We start from the raw sequence: 15,212 nt of genomic DNA on the forward strand, positions 1-15,212 counted from the left end.
AACTGCGCTGCAATTTACAATACTTACTATAACACGCGCGATTGCGTGCTCCATTTATGGATTATCGCGCCCATTTGATTGATTAGGAATTACCCCATGTTAAGTTTCCAAGGCGAACATATACTGTCTGTAAATCAGCTAGACAGAGACTGCATTGAACGTATTTTTGCAGTAGCTAAAAAAATGGAGCCTTATGCTAAAAAACAAAAGCAAACAACGGTGCTTAAAGGCGCTATTTTAGCAAATTTGTTTTTTGAACCAAGTACTCGCACGCGAGTTAGCTTTGGTACAGCCTTTAACTTACTAGGCGGGGGTGTACGTGAAACTACAGGTATGCAAAGCTCAGCGCTTGCAAAAGGTGAATCACTTTACGATACCGCGCGCGTTATTTCAGCTTACGCCGATGCTGTTGCTATGCGCCACCCCGATGCAGGCTCAGTAAGTGAATTTGCTGATGGCTGTACTGTGCCAGTTATTAATGGCGGCGACGGTCCAAATGAGCACCCGACTCAAGCATTACTTGATTTATTAACCATTGAGCGTGAATTACACCGTTTTGATCAAAATATTGATGGCATGCATATAGCGCTTGTGGGTGATTTAAAATATGGTCGCACAGTGCATTCTCTATCAAAGCTATTGTGCCATTATAAAAACGTAAAGTTTTCGATGGTCGCGCCTGATGGCCTACAAATGCCAACGAGTATTTTAGATGCCGTAGAAAATGCAGGACACAAAATTGAGCTAGTAAACAAGATGGAAGGTAATTTAGCAGCCGATATTGTTTACCAAACACGTATTCAAGAAGAGCGCTTTCCTTCACAAGAAGAAGCAAATAAATACCGTGGCGGTTTTAGAATTAGCCAATCTATTTACAGCGCTCATTGCAAACCTAACTCTGTGTTAATGCATCCGTTACCACGTGATAGTCGCTTAGAAGCCAACGAGCTTGATAACGACTTAAACAGTAACGACAATTTAGCAATATTCCGCCAAGTACAAAATGGCGTATTAATTCGTATGGCACTGTTTGCTTTAACACTCGGCGTAGAAAATAAAGTCGATAAGTATGAAGTGGACGTACCTTGGTTTAGCCGCAAACGCGACAGCTAAACCCTCTTTAAGTGACAATTTATAGGATTTTTCATGACAATTAGCCAAGACTTATTTGAACGCGCTCAAGCCTCTATTCCAGGTGGCGTAAACTCGCCAGTTCGTGCTTTTAACGGTGTAGGCGGTACGCCGCTATTTATTACAAAAGCAGAAGGCGCGTTTACATTTGATGCCGACGGTAATCGTTACATTGATTATGTTGGCTCTTGGGGGCCTATGATCATGGGCCATAACCACCCTGCAATTAAACAAGCCGTGCACGAAGCAGTAGAAAATGGCCTTAGCTATGGCGCGCCAACTGAAGCCGAAATACTAATGGCTGAAAAAGTAAAAGAGCTGGTTCCATCAATCGAAAAAGTACGCATGGTTAGCTCAGGCACTGAAGCAACAATGAGTGCAATTCGTTTAGCGCGTGGCTTTACCGGCCGCGATAAAATATTAAAATTTGAAGGTTGTTACCACGGCCATGCTGACTCGTTATTAGTTAAGGCAGGCTCTGGTGCACTAACAATGGGCGTACCTAATTCTCCTGGTATTCCTGAGGACTTTGCTAAGCATACACTTACTGTGTCGTTTAATAACCTAGATGAAGTAAAAGCTATTTTTGCAAAATACGCTGACGAAATTGCCTGTATTATTGTAGAGCCAGTAGCCGGTAACATGAACTGCATTCCACCAGTACCTGGCTTTTTAGAAGGTTTGCGTGATGTGTGTGACGAATATAAATCAGTACTTATTTTTGATGAAGTAATGACGGGTTTTCGTGTTGCACTTGGCGGCGCTCAAGCGTATTACAACATTAAACCAGACCTTACGTGTTTAGGTAAAGTCATTGGCGGCGGCATGCCCGTTGGCGCGTTTGGTGGTAAAACCGAAATAATGGATTACATTGCGCCTGTGGGCCCTGTTTACCAAGCGGGTACTCTTTCTGGTAACCCTATTGCGATGGCTGCAGGTTTAAAATCACTTGAGCTATTATGTGAGCCAGGTCTACACGATAAGTTAGAAGCAACGTCTAAAGCAATTTGTGAAGGCTTTGAAGCTGGCGCTAAAAAAGCAGACATTGCATTAACAACTAATTATGCTGGCGGCATGTATGGATTCTTTTTTACTGATGCTGAAAAAGTAACGACATACAAACAAGCTACTGAATGCGACCTAGAGCGCTTCAAACGTTTTTTCCACCTTATGCTTGAAGAAGGTGTGTACCTTGCTCCATCAGCATTTGAAGCTGGTTTTGTATGTGCTGCGCATACTGAGCAAGAAGTAAAAGAAACAATAGCGGCAGCAGAACGCTCGTTTGCTAAACTTTAAGTTAAAATTACTTTTTATATTTTATAAGCGCTTGTTTTTACAGTGTGTAATTAAGACTAAAGATTGAAAAAAGCCCGAAAGGGCTTTTTTTATTTGTAAAGTACTATAAATGAATGATAATTAAGCATAACAAGGTCTATTCACCTTTACCCTAATTACAAAAATACAAGAGAGCCTTATGTCAGGATTACGCCAATTTTCTTTTCCCGCTATCCAGCTAATGGCAAATTTAAAATACAAAACTAAAATCAGCTTAATGTTTGGAATTTTACTCGTTCCTCTCGCACTTAGCTTGTTTTTTTTAGTCTCATTATTAAGTGAAAGTATCGCTGTTTCAAAAATGCAGCAACAAGGTTTAAAAGGCTACAGGTCAATACTCTCAAATCAAATGCAGGGGGAAGCAAATCAAAATATAAAAATAGCTCGCTCACTCGGTTTTGATATAAAAGACGATCAAGCAAATGATGTACTTGAACTTGTTTCTATTCAGTCTAACTTAGCATTAGATAGCCAGTTAGCTAGTGCTTACGTAAACCGCTCTTTAGTCACGCCAATTCCTGCACTTATAATGCAAATAAACTCGACAGCGCAAAGCGCAAATACTGTTTTGGCAAGTAATCGTTTTACGCCAGATACGTTTATAGCACTTTCAAATTTTAGTAAGTCACTTCCTTTATACGAAAAACAACTCGATAAAATACTCAATGTAGCCACCAATGCAGACAAATCAGTAAATAAAGCGCTCATGCCCTCGTTAGATAATTTACACAGTGCTGTTGGCGCATTTAAAAAAGCGATAGATGAAAAACTACTTGAGCCAGACGATATTTTATTAACTCAATCAGAATTTACTAAACTAACAAACAATGTTCACAGCAGTATTAATCAACTTGTTAGTAAGAGTATTCCAACGCTTGAGAGCCTTATTGAAGCAAAACTGCAAACTCAACAGTGGACTCGAAATCTTGTTTTAGCCGCTTCATTGATTAGTTTGTTATTTGCATTTTATTTAATGATTGGTTTTTATTTTGCAGTTGTTGATACCATTAATCGCTTTGCTGATGCAGCGAATAGAGCCGCGAATGGCGACTTAAATGCCACTATCGATTCGAGCACTAATGATGAAATGGGAATTATTGCATCGCGCTACAACGCATTACTTAATGCATTTTCACATTTATTAATTGATGTTAAAGCAAGTACAGAAGAGCTATGCGGCGCAACTAAATCGCTATCACATGCGAGTAGCCAAACAAGCAATGATGTTTCAAAACAGCAAATCCGAGTAAATGCCATTTATAATGCACTCAGCGAAATGGCTCAAAACGCACTTGCAGTTGAAGAGTCAGCCCATCAAGCAACGCTTACCGCGCAAGATGCTGCTGCGCATGTAAAACAAGGTTCAGACAATACAATGGAGCTTGCTAAATATATGCAAGATCTACAAATTGAATTTGCAGAGAGCCAACAAGCGCTCGATAAGCTAGCACAAGATAGCCAAGAAATTAGCAAAGTAAGTAAAGGTATTAGTGAGATAGCCGATCAGACAAACTTGCTTGCACTAAATGCCGCTATTGAAGCTGCACGAGCTGGCGAGCATGGTCGAGGCTTTGCCGTTGTAGCTGATGAAGTAAGAACTCTTGCTCAGCGTACACAAACACAAACACAAGAAATTCATCAAATTATTAGCTCCTTACAACAAGCATCTGACGACACTCAGCAAAAAATGCGTTCAAGTGTTGAAAAAATGGAGCAATCGGTAAAAGCAGCCAATCAAACCAATGAAGTATTGCAAAGCGCAGAGCAAAGTATGGGCGACATTAAACATCAAGGTGAAGTTATTGCAGAGCGTGTTAAACAGCAGTCAAATGCGACAACACAAGCATTAAATGATTCGCAAGAGGTGAGTAATTTAGCAGATCAAACGCTAACATCAGCTCAATCAACGCTGCAAGATGCACAGCAGCTAAGTCGCTTATCTAATGATTTAACCAAATCAATGCAGTTTTTTAAATCTTAATACCAATTCGCTTAATTAAGTGATCTATTTTGAGGGAAGAAAATAGTGTCGATAACAAGGCAAAAATTTCGTTATTTAGTTGTTCTCGGCAATTGCTCCTGCATTGCTCTACCTCCTGCATCCATGCAGTTGTATATCAGAAATTTTTAACGTCAGATTTAACCCCTCAAATTGATTAAGTATTATTACGGATTGGTATAATTACGTTAACTATACTTTAAACAACAAAGCCGCTAAATAAGCGGCTTTGTTGTTTAAAGTAATCTTAAATTAACGAATACATTGTGGTCTTGGCTCAAACTCACTCGCTCTAAGTGGTAGCTGAATCACCTTGCCACATCCTGGTGGTGCCTGCTTACCCGTTTGCTCATTTACAAATGCCCAGCGTATTGATGGCGGACGCGTATCGGCTATTGCTTGTGGATTAAGTGGCTTTAAGTAGCGAATATATGCTTCTAATGCACCTACGCTGCCCGTTAAACCCGTGCTTTTGTTGTCGTCTCGACCAAGCCAAGCTACCGTCACTGTATTTTGATCAAAGCCTGCAAACCAACTATCACGTAAATCGTTACTAGTGCCAGTTTTGCCTGCAAGTTGGATTGATGGGAAGTGTAAATTTAAGCGTTTAGCAGTGCCGTCTTTCGTTACGCGTTTCATCGCGTATTTAGTCATATACATTGCAGATTTATCAAAACGAGGCTCTGCATTTACTTTATGCTTATAAAGTACTTTACCAACCGAGTCGGTTAATGCCGAAATTGCAGTAAGCTTTTTATATTCGCCATCTGCAGCAATTGTCGTATAAAGCTGAGCAACTTCAAAACTCGACATTTCAACAGCCCCTAAAAGCAACGATGGGTATTCGTTTATCGCCCCTTTAGCGCCTAATCCTTTTAGTGTATTCGCGACTTTATCAACACCTACATCGAGGCCTAAATTAACCGCTGGAATATTAATACTGTTACTAAATGCTTTATAAAGAGGTATTGCACCACGGTATTGATGATCAAAATTTTCTGGTTGCCACACTTTTCCCTGCTCATTTGTAACCTGTACTGGCGAGTCATCAAGCAAAGTAGCTAAATTATAATGTGGTAATTGCAGTGCGGTTAAATACACAGCAGGTTTTACCAGCGAGCCAATATTACGTTTTGTATCTAAAACACGGTTAAATCCTGAATAACGAACATCGCGCCCTGCAACAAGTGCAGATACACCGCCCTTTTCTACATTAACAGAGATCATGGCTGCTTCTAGTTTTTCGGTTCTAGGACGATTTTCCAGGTACGGTAAGCTCTTTTCAATAGACTCTTCCATTGCTGTTTGCTTTTGCAAATCAAAATAAGTAAATACTCTTACGCCTGCATCAAGTGTTTGCTGATCTGGCAATAATTCATTTAATTCTCTGTTTACTAACTCTAAATAGCCTGGATATGATTTTTGTAAACTCGCTTTCATTGGCGCAATATCAATTGGGCGATTAAGCGATGCACGGTACTCTTTTGTGCTAAGTAGCTTGTTTTCAACCATAAGGCGAAGCACTAAGTCTCGGCGCTCCATTGTGCGCTCTTTATAGCGACGTGGATTGTAATAAGATGGACCTTTAACCATTGCCACCAGCAAAGCAATTTGATCGTACTCAAGCTCATCTACCGGCTTTGAAAAGTAAAAGTCAGCAGCAAGCCCCATACCGTGCACACCTTGGTTGTATGACTGCCCTAGGTATACTTCATTTAAGTAAGCTTCCAATATTTGATCTTTTGAATAACGATAATCTAAAATAAGGGCAATAAAGGCCTCATTTATTTTTCGTACTAAAGAACGCTCACGTGTTAGGTAAATATTTTTAGCTAACTGTTGAGTAAGCGTACTGCCACCTTGAACGGTGCGCCCCGCTTTAATATTAGAATAAAGCGCGCGTAAAATAGAAAACACTGATACACCATGATGTTCGTAAAAATCACGGTCTTCAACCACCAATAGCGTATCTTTTAGCATTGCTGGAAACTTATCTAGTGGTACAAATTCTCTATCTTGTTTAGAGTCATTACCAATACGCGCTATTTGCACAGGCTCTAGACGAGCTGAATTTAAACGCCTACCAAACTTATCTTTAATGGTCGCAACTTTTTGCCCTGCAAAGCGAAGTTCAATAATATGTGATTCTTCAAGGCCATCATAAAATTCAAAATCACGACGATAAATCTTGATGCTATCTGCTGTTTTAACAAACTGTCCTGTGCGGCTTAATCTATTAACCGATGAATAATTTAAACGCTCTAGCTCAAACACTACTTCCTGGCTTGATAAAAATTGCCCCGGATAAAACTCCATAGAACGAGCATACACTTGCGCTGGAAGTTGCCATTTATTACCTTCAAATATACGCGTTGTTTTTGAATCTAAATAAATGAAGTACATTGCCATTGCAATAAAAACAGCCAAGCTTAGTTTCCAAAACACTGACCATGTTTTTCTCATAAAAGAGCGTTTAACAGTGGTTTCCACTGTTTTTTTACTGCCCTTTGAGGTGCTTTTCTTTGTCTTGCTTGACGATTTACTTGCACGTTTAACTGCAGGTTTACTGGTAGGTGTTTTTTTATTATCGGCCATTTAAGTGTAATTTATTCCAAGGGTTATTCACGAGTGTGAGCTTAGCATATTGGATATATCCTAACATCCGAAAAGTTAACCCCCCCTGAAACAAAAAAAGCCCTACCGAAGTAGGGCTTTGTGTAAACACACTATTATTTAAATAAACTATTAGCTATTTCGAACAGAAACAAACTCTGGGTAGGCTTCAATACCACAATCGTGTTGATCCATACCGTTTAGTTCTTCTTCTTCGGTTACTCGTATACCCATTGTTTTGTTAAGCACAGTCCAAACAATAAATGATGCTACAAATACAAAGGCAAGAATACATACTAGACCCGTTAACTGATTAACAAAGCTTGCGTCACCATTGGTTAGCGGTACTAACATAATACCTAATGCGCCACACGTACCATGAACAGAGATAGCACCCACTGGATCGTCAATCTTAACTTTATCAAGTGCTATGATACTAAATATAACAAGTGCACCACCAAGTAGACCAAGTAGACATGCCATTAATGGTGATGGAGATAGAGGGTCTGCTGTTATAACAACTAAGCCAGCTAATGCACCATTTAAGACCATTGTTAAATCTGATTTACCCCAAAGTACTTTACATACAAACAGTGCTGCAATAGCACCCATTGCAGCTGCTGCATTGGTGTTAAGTAATATTTGGCCTACTGCAGTTGCGTTTTCTTTATCCGAAAGTAGTAATTGAGAACCACCGTTAAAGCCAAACCAACCCATCCATAAAATAAATGTACCTAGTGTAGCAAGTGGTAAGTTTGAACCTGGAATTGGGTATATTTCACCATTCTTACCATATTTACCTTTACGAGCACCTAGGATTAATACACCAGCTAGTGCAGCTGCTGCACCTGCGCCATGCACAATTGCAGAACCTGCAAAATCAACAAAGCCCATTTCAGATAAGAAACCACCACCCCATGTCCAGTAACCTTCAATAGGGTAAATAAAACCAGTTAGTACTACAGCAAAACCTAGGAAAGCCCACAGTTTCATACGCTCAGCAACAGCACCCGATACAATCGACATAGCGGTTGCAACAAATACTACTTGGAAGAAAAAGTCAGATTCTAAAGAATGGTCAGCATCGGCAGCTTGTGTACCAATTAAAGCGCCTATTGAAGGAATAAAACTACCTTCGGCATTGTCTACATACATAATGTTGTAGCCAACTAATAAAAACATCGTACATGCAATTGAATATAGCGCGACATTTTTAGTTAAAATTTCAGCTGTGTTTTTAGAGCGAACTAAGCCCGCCTCTAACATGGCAAAACCTGCTGCCATCCACATTACTAATATACCTGATATTAAAAAATAGAAGGTATCGAGTGAAAACTTTAGTTCTATTATTGTATTTTCCATGAGACCCCCTTAAATTGCTTCTTCGTCAAGTTCGCCAGTACGGATACGAACAATTTGATCCAAGTCGTACACGAAAATTTTACCGTCACCAATTTTACCTGTTGATGCAATTTTAGTGATTGCTTCAACAACGCGTTGACAATTTTCAGTACGAGTTGCAATTTCAAGTTTGATCTTAGGAATAAAATCTACTTGGTATTCTGCACCACGATATAACTCAGTATGACCTCGTTGACGTCCAAAACCTTTAACATCAACTACTGTCATCCCCTCAATTCCTAAATCAGCGAGTGCTTCACGCACGTCGTCTAATTTAAATGGTTTTATGATTGCACTAATCATTTTCATAGCGGCCCCCTCGGACTCTTTATTGTTATCCTATTGGGTTAAACAATCCAACCTTTGTGCCACTATTTTATATCAATTAAAAACAGCCACTTAGTAAAAAATACGAACTCAAGATCAAAAAAAACGCACCAATTAGGTGCGTTAATTTAACAAGTCAGCTACATTGGTGCGTGCTATATCTCTATATATTTATCACGTACCTAGTTTTGTTTAAGAAGGGTTATACCACGCAGTTTCTGCCTTGGTTTTTAGCTTCGTATAATGCTTTGTCAGCAACACGCATAGCCTGCGTTAGACTAGTGTCTTGAAAGTCAGCCAAGCCTATACTCGTGGTAATTTTAATTGATTTATCGCTAATAGAAAAATCGTAACTAGCCATCTTTTTCCTAAATGCTTCAAAGTATTCACGACCGCGTTCTAGCTCTATTTCAGGTAATATTATGGCAAACTCTTCTCCGCCAACCCGTGCAACCGTAAACTTTGAAAACGTAGATCGTATTAATGAACCAACCTGCTTTAAAGCCTGATCGCCGCCTTCATGGCCTAATGTATCGTTAATGTTTTTGAAAAAATCGATATCAAGCAATGCCAAAGTATTTTTCTGGTTTTTACTTTTAAGGAGCTTTTCTGCATATTGATAAAAGTAGCGTCGGTTATGAAGCCCTGTTAAGTGATCCCTATGTGCGCTTTCTTTAATATCTGAAATTAACGACAGTTGCTCCATTGTTTGAAGTACTCGACAATGAAACTCTTCATTCATAAATGGCTTTGTTAAAAAGTCATTGGCGCCGTATTTAATAAATCGTGCTGATAGGCCATGCTTTCCCGCGCCCGATAAGCCAATAATTGCTAAGTCGTCTCGGCCTCTAAAATTACGTACCGCTTTGACAAGTTCAAAGCCATCCATAGAGGGCATAGCGTAGTCGGTCATAAGTAGCTTTATATCAGGATTAGCTTTTAATATTTCGAGTGCTTGTTGTCCATCGTGGGCATCTGTTACATCAAACAATTGCTTTTCTAGCATTTGCTTCATTAACGAGCGACTTAGTAATGAGTCATCTGCTATTAGTGCTTTACAGCCTTGATTTCTGAGTAATTGCGCAACGAGCTTAACGGCATAATGGTAAGAATCGCGATTATCTTTAATAACATAATCAACTACGCCCAATTCAAGCATTTGTTGGCGCTTGTACTCATCTATTTTTGAGGTTAAAACAACCGTAGGAATTTTTTTAGATAAAGTATATTTTGCAACTTCACCGTGCGGAGCATCTGGCAAAGTTAAATCAACTAACGCAAGCGTATAATCGTGCTTTTCTACGAACGTAGCGCATTCTGCTAAAGACCAAGCAAAATCAATTACTACATCAAGGTATTGTGCAGTTAAGTGGCGAAGCACCTGCTGCACTACTTTACTGTCTTCAACCACTAATACTCTTTGCATAAAGCTTCTCTTTACCTTTAATTAATTTTGTAACAAAACGACAAATACAACGCTATTACTGCAATAGCATTAGTCATAAACATCCGGTGTAGAGTGCACTTATGTGCTTGAAAGCGTAATCCATTAGATTTTTTTGGTGATAGCTTGTATATAAAATCAATACAAGTAGGCCCGCAATATACCTGAATTCTGTGATTAACTAAATAAAGAAACCAAATCCTAAATAACTATAAAAGTGGTTAGCACGCGTCTCTAAGCGCATTAATACCTTACTTAACTAGTATTATCGGCCACTAGTCTCAATACTTTTGTTATTTAACTCATTAATGTCTTTAATGGTGTATCAACAATAATAAGGACACCTAATGAAGCTTAGTCGTATTATCAGTTTACCGATAACCGTTATTGCATTAATAATCAGTACAAGCACGCTTGCCGATAACCAACGTCGTATTGATGTAGACAGCAAAGTTGTTACTCAACATAAAGCTAAAATCAACGGTCAACGCTTTAATTACACCGTTGCCACAGGCACACAACCTGTATGGGATGATAAAGGCGACGCGGTTGCGACATTGCAATACACCTACTACACACGCGACAAAGTTGACGACAGGACAACTCGCCCATTACTTATTTCATTTAATGGCGGGCCAGGCTCGGCTTCTGTATGGATGCACCTTGCTTATACTGGTCCTCGCGTATTAAAAATTGATGACGAAGGCTATCCAATTCAACCTTATGGCGTAAAAGACAACCCATATTCTGTACTTGATATTGCCGATATTGTTTACGTAAACCCTGTAAATACAGGCTACTCTCGCGTACTTGAAAACGAAAAAGGCGAACTTCCTTCTAAAGCAAAACAAAAAGAGCTATTTTTTGGTGTTAATGCCGATATTAAGTACCTTGCTGAGTGGTTAAATACTTTTGTAAATAGGGCTGAGCGCTGGCGATCGCCTAAATTTTTAATTGGTGAAAGCTACGGTACAACACGTGTATCGGGCCTAGCTCATGAGCTTCAAAATAGTCAATGGATGTACATAAACGGTGTTGTTCTCGTATCACCTACTGATATTGGTATTAAGCGCGACGGCCCGATTAAAGCCGCTAACCGCCTACCTTACTTTGCAGCAACTGCTTGGTATCACAAAGCACTTAAAGCCGATTTACAAGCTAAAGATCTAGATGAGTTATTACCTGAAGTTGAAGAGTTTACTGTAAACGAATTAATCCCAGCGCTTGCCAAGGGTGGCTTTATTAATGCTGAAGAAAAACGTCGAATTATTACAAAAATGGCACACTACGCTGGCTTATCAGAAAAGTTTGTTGAACAAAATAACTTGGATATTCCAACTCAATTTTTCTGGAAAGAGCTACTACGTGAGCGTGGTCAAACTGTGGGTCGCTTAGATTCTCGTTATTTAGGAATAGATAAACGAGGCGCGGGTGAATCCCCAGACTACTGGGCTGAACTTACCTCTTGGTTACACTCTTTCACTCCTGCAATTAATCACTACTTACGTGAAGAGCTAAACTATAAAACAGATGTAAAATATAATTTATTTGGTAATGTTCACCCATGGGATAGAACCGGTAATAATACGGGCGAAAATCTACGTTTAGCAATGGCGCAAAACCCTTACTTAAACGTGATGATTCAATCAGGATACTTTGATGGTGCAACCAATTACTTTGACGCTAAATATACGTTATGGCAATTAGACCCAAGCGGTAAAATGAAAGACCGTTTGAGCTTTAAAGGCTACAGAAGTGGGCATATGATGTACCTTCGCCACGCTGACTTAGAAAGCTCTAATAACGATTTACGTGACTTTATACAGGACGCTTTACCTAAGAAAGGGGAAGCGGCTAAATACTAAAATATTTTAAACATAAAATGGCTCTTTATGAGCCATTTTTTATGTGCGTTTTTCATATCGTAAACAATAGCTTTTAAGTTGCGTTACTACATCGTTAAAGCAGGTCTCGAGACTTTGCATTTCATTGTTATCAATAGATTCATTTTCTGCATACGTTTCGATCTGCTGGCATATATCAGCCAGTTTAATAGCCCCTACCGATTTTGACGACGACTTTAAGGCATGGGCCTGAAAAGCCAAATCAACATAATTTTTACTCTTAGCATACGCATTAGCCAATTTAATTTGCTCCCCTGCTGTTTGTAAAAACGCATTAAATACCATGCAGTGGACTGTTGCGTCATCACCAAGCATTGCTTTTAGCAGCGTAATATCGAGTTGGTCAAAACTATCTGAAGCTATACTTTCAGTATCTGGCTTTTCTGAGCATGTATTAACTATTGTTTGCGAATGTTCCATCAATAACGACTTTAATTTAACAAGCTCAATGGGTTTGGTTAAAAAGCCGTTCATTCCGCAACTATAACAATTATCTATATTGTTTTTGGTAATGTTGGCAGTAATTGCAATTATGATAAGTTCATCAAAACGGGTGTTTTCGCGTATTTTTTTAGCTAACCCTAACCCATCGAGTAAAGGCATTTGAATATCGGTTAGTAAAATATCGAAGTGTTTATTTTGCAGAGTTTCCCAGGCTTGTTCCCCATTACTTACAAAAGTAGAACACACTCCAAGCATGGTTAATTGCTGTTTTAATACTTGCTGATTTGTAACCTGATCTTCTGCCACTAAAACCTCAAGCGTAGGAAGAGTGACTGTATCTAAGCTTTGCTGTGTTATTTGAGGAGCTTGCACTTGTGCTGGCAAATCAGTTTGATCAAAGCTGTTAAAGTTTAGTGTAAAACAAGAGCCTTTGTGCTGCTCACTTTGTGCATTTAATGAGCCCTGCATCCGCTCTACCAGTTGCTTAGTTATTACTAAACCAATACCTGTACCATTTACCTTACTGGTTTCAGCACCTAAACGGTCAAAGGGTTTAAATAAGCGAGAAATATCATCTGCAGCAAATCCACATCCTGTGTCTATTACATCTATTTCGCACTGTTTATTACTTAATACCCGGCAATTAATATTAATACTGCCGTTTGGTTTGTTGTATTTAATCGCATTTGAAAGCAAGTTAAGCATCACTTGTTTAAAGCGGCGCTGGTCAATATAAACCCTTAGCCCTTCTAAGGACTCAAACCCTTGTGTTTTCAACGTTATTGATTGTCCTTTAATAAGCTCAGTGACGAGCTCTACAGACTCCTCTAATACGCTTTTAATAGGCACATAAGAAAAACTAAACTGCATATTACCCGACTCAATAGCCGTTAAATCAAGTACATCGTCTATAAGTAATAGTAAATGTTCTCCGGCTTGATAAATGCTTTTCGCGTTTTCTTTTTGTACTTTGTTTGCACTTTCATCATATTCATACAGCTGGGCTAAGCCCAAAATTGCATTTAATGGGGTTCTTAATTCGTGGCTCATACTGGCCATAAAGTCTGATTTAGCTTTACTTGCCGACTCTGCTTGAATACGTAATACATTCAATTTTTGATGGTTATTAGCAACCTCGTCAACCATGTTATTAAATGCACTTATTACACTGCCCACTTCGTTTTGTTGCTGTTTATCTATATGGCAATCAAAGTCGCCTTTTGCTAAGCGTGAAAACCCCAGTTTTAGGGTCCTCAAAGGCGATGTAACCCTGTAATCCACCAGCCAAGCTAAGCCAATAAAAACAATAACTAAAATAATAAATTGTATATATATTAGGGTGTAATGAAGTTTTGAAGATTCGTTTATTTCATTAGTAAAGTTAACTACCAAGCTAATATTAGCCAGCGGTTTATCTAAAAACACCACCTGCTGAGATAACAGCATGTCGCCGTTTTCATTTGCTCCAACCCAATTTTCAAGCGGGTATAATTGGTTTTTTGAATCAACATCAACAATTTTAATACTTTTCCAATTAGGGCGAGTTTGTAGCTGGCTGTCTATTTCTTCATATAGCTCTGCATACTGCCTAGTTAACAACGGAGTCGTTATAGAAGTCGATAACTGCGCTAAAGAACGCTGGGCAGCCTTTGAAAGCCCATCATTTACCCAACGCGCTTGCTCAGGTAAGGCGTAAAACATAAAAAGACAGGCCATAAGCAAGCCACAAAGCAATACAACAATAAAGCTTTGCGCCCTTAAACTACGAAACCCTCTAATTTTCAACATAAAATGAGCGCAAGCCCCACTGAGTTAACTGCCGATATTCAGCTAAATTTGCAATACTAGGTTTAATAATTGGGATACCTGCAAGTAAATGTTTATGCTCTGAGCTTTGCCCAATATCTAAAATAGCTTGTTGTACTTTTAACTGTATTGCAGGGTCAACCCTTGGGTGGGCTACAATTGGATGGCGACTAATTTCACGTGTTTTATAAAGAATTTTAAGCTTATTTTGTAAGCTTTCGGGCTGTTGTTTAAATGTGCCCATTACGCCGCCGCCAGCCATTGTTGAGTGCAGCGCTACATTTAAATATACCGATGGGTGGGTTTGGACATATACAGGCTTTATGCTCAAGCCGTATAACAATGCTAAGTCGGCTCTCATTAATAATGACGCACCTAATGCATTAGGTGCAGGGAATGCTATTTCGGCGCCCTCTAACTGACTTAAATTATCAATACCACTGTCTTTATTTACTACCAAAATACCTTGCAGCTTTCGTCCTGCATCTTTTATTAGTGGCAAATATCCCTGCTGCTCATATGCTATAACACTGTGCCATGGGTTCATGTATGCAAAATCGTACTCGCCGTTAGCAAAAGCTTTTTCAAATACTGGAATGGACTCAACTGTAATTAGCTTTATTGATACCCCTGTTTGTTTACTTACTTGCTCTAACAAGGGTTGCCAAATCGCGTTTAACTTTTGCGGCTCATATTGCGGCACTACACCAAAGGTATACTCTTGAGCAAATAAGAGTGAACTGTGTATAAAACATAATATAGCCACTAAATACTTCATCAATTCTCCAATTAATAGCGTGTCATTATT

General features: G+C 39.1%; 10 protein-coding genes. 4 read left to right on the top strand and 6 right to left on the bottom strand.

Annotated elements, in window-relative coordinates:
* The first annotated feature begins 96 nt into the window (after positions 1-96).
* The 3 genes from I6F45_RS13555 to I6F45_RS13565 all read left to right on the top strand — a co-directional run bounded on the left by I6F45_RS13555 (position 97) and on the right by I6F45_RS13565 (position 4,447).
* Entirely contained in the window at positions 97-1,113 is a 1,017-nt protein-coding gene (locus tag I6F45_RS13555; protein ID WP_007584862.1) for an aspartate carbamoyltransferase, read from the top strand.
* A 33-nt stretch (positions 1,114-1,146) separates the two neighbouring features.
* Positions 1,147-2,427: a glutamate-1-semialdehyde 2,1-aminomutase gene (hemL, locus tag I6F45_RS13560; protein WP_165741544.1), complete on the top strand. Its 1,281-nt coding sequence runs from the start codon at positions 1,147-1,149 to the stop codon at positions 2,425-2,427.
* Positions 2,428-2,605: 178 nt separating this feature from the next.
* A complete protein-coding gene (locus I6F45_RS13565; protein ID WP_024608758.1) occupies positions 2,606-4,447 on the top strand; it encodes a methyl-accepting chemotaxis protein in 1,842 nt (613 codons plus the stop codon).
* Between the two features lie 270 nt (positions 4,448-4,717).
* Here I6F45_RS13565 and mrcB read toward each other — a convergent pair whose 3' ends face one another.
* The 4 genes from mrcB to I6F45_RS13585 all read right to left on the bottom strand — a co-directional run bounded on the left by mrcB (position 4,718) and on the right by I6F45_RS13585 (position 10,232).
* Positions 4,718-7,060 carry a penicillin-binding protein 1B gene (gene mrcB, locus I6F45_RS13570; RefSeq protein WP_165728474.1) on the bottom strand — a complete coding sequence of 781 codons (2,343 nt, stop codon included), beginning with the start codon at positions 7,058-7,060 and terminating at the stop codon, positions 4,718-4,720.
* A gap of 150 nt (positions 7,061-7,210) precedes the next feature.
* The gene (locus I6F45_RS13575) at positions 7,211-8,440 is read right to left on the bottom strand and encodes an ammonium transporter (RefSeq protein ID WP_197141205.1); all 1,230 of its coding nucleotides are present in this window, start codon (positions 8,438-8,440) and stop codon (positions 7,211-7,213) included.
* Positions 8,441-8,449: 9 nt separating this feature from the next.
* The gene (locus I6F45_RS13580) at positions 8,450-8,788 is read right to left on the bottom strand and encodes a P-II family nitrogen regulator (protein ID WP_004587162.1); all 339 of its coding nucleotides are present in this window, start codon (positions 8,786-8,788) and stop codon (positions 8,450-8,452) included.
* 220 nt (positions 8,789-9,008) lie between these two features.
* Entirely contained in the window at positions 9,009-10,232 is a 1,224-nt protein-coding gene (locus I6F45_RS13585; RefSeq protein WP_165728473.1) for a diguanylate cyclase domain-containing protein, read from the bottom strand.
* Between the two features lie 365 nt (positions 10,233-10,597).
* Here I6F45_RS13585 and I6F45_RS13590 point away from each other — a divergent pair, with 365 nt between their 5' ends.
* Positions 10,598-12,115: a S10 family peptidase gene (locus I6F45_RS13590; RefSeq protein ID WP_165728472.1), complete on the top strand. Its 1,518-nt coding sequence runs from the start codon at positions 10,598-10,600 to the stop codon at positions 12,113-12,115.
* Between the two features lie 39 nt (positions 12,116-12,154).
* On the opposite strand, the gene I6F45_RS13595 is transcribed toward I6F45_RS13590, so the two are convergent.
* A complete protein-coding gene (locus tag I6F45_RS13595; RefSeq protein ID WP_197160786.1) occupies positions 12,155-14,386 on the bottom strand; it encodes an ATP-binding protein in 2,232 nt (743 codons plus the stop codon).
* Entirely contained in the window at positions 14,373-15,182 is an 810-nt protein-coding gene (locus I6F45_RS13600; RefSeq protein WP_197160787.1) for a phosphate/phosphite/phosphonate ABC transporter substrate-binding protein, read from the bottom strand. Before I6F45_RS13600 ends, I6F45_RS13595 begins: the two co-directional genes overlap by 14 nt.
* Between the last annotated feature and the right edge of the window lie 30 nt (positions 15,183-15,212).

The organism is Pseudoalteromonas sp. SWYJZ19 (genome assembly GCF_015864375.1).
GTDB classification, from domain to species: Bacteria; Pseudomonadota; Gammaproteobacteria; order Enterobacterales; family Alteromonadaceae; genus Pseudoalteromonas; species Pseudoalteromonas arctica.

Excerpts from the sequence above, each read along its gene's own strand:
- I6F45_RS13595 (WP_197160786.1), bottom strand. The coding sequence starts at position 14,386 with ATGTTGAAAATTAGAGGGTTTCGTAGTTTAAGGGCGCAAAGCTTTATT.
- I6F45_RS13580 (WP_004587162.1), bottom strand. The coding sequence starts at position 8,788 with ATGAAAATGATTAGTGCAATCATAAAACCATTTAAATTAGACGACGTG.
- I6F45_RS13585 (WP_165728473.1), bottom strand. The coding sequence starts at position 10,232 with ATGCAAAGAGTATTAGTGGTTGAAGACAGTAAAGTAGTGCAGCAGGTG.
- I6F45_RS13575 (WP_197141205.1), bottom strand. The coding sequence starts at position 8,440 with ATGGAAAATACAATAATAGAACTAAAGTTTTCACTCGATACCTTCTAT.
- I6F45_RS13600 (WP_197160787.1), bottom strand. The coding sequence starts at position 15,182 with ATGAAGTATTTAGTGGCTATATTATGTTTTATACACAGTTCACTCTTA.
- I6F45_RS13565 (WP_024608758.1), top strand. The coding sequence starts at position 2,606 with ATGTCAGGATTACGCCAATTTTCTTTTCCCGCTATCCAGCTAATGGCA.
- I6F45_RS13555 (WP_007584862.1), top strand. The coding sequence starts at position 97 with ATGTTAAGTTTCCAAGGCGAACATATACTGTCTGTAAATCAGCTAGAC.
- hemL (WP_165741544.1), top strand. The coding sequence starts at position 1,147 with ATGACAATTAGCCAAGACTTATTTGAACGCGCTCAAGCCTCTATTCCA.
- mrcB (WP_165728474.1), bottom strand. The coding sequence starts at position 7,060 with ATGGCCGATAATAAAAAAACACCTACCAGTAAACCTGCAGTTAAACGT.
- I6F45_RS13590 (WP_165728472.1), top strand. The coding sequence starts at position 10,598 with ATGAAGCTTAGTCGTATTATCAGTTTACCGATAACCGTTATTGCATTA.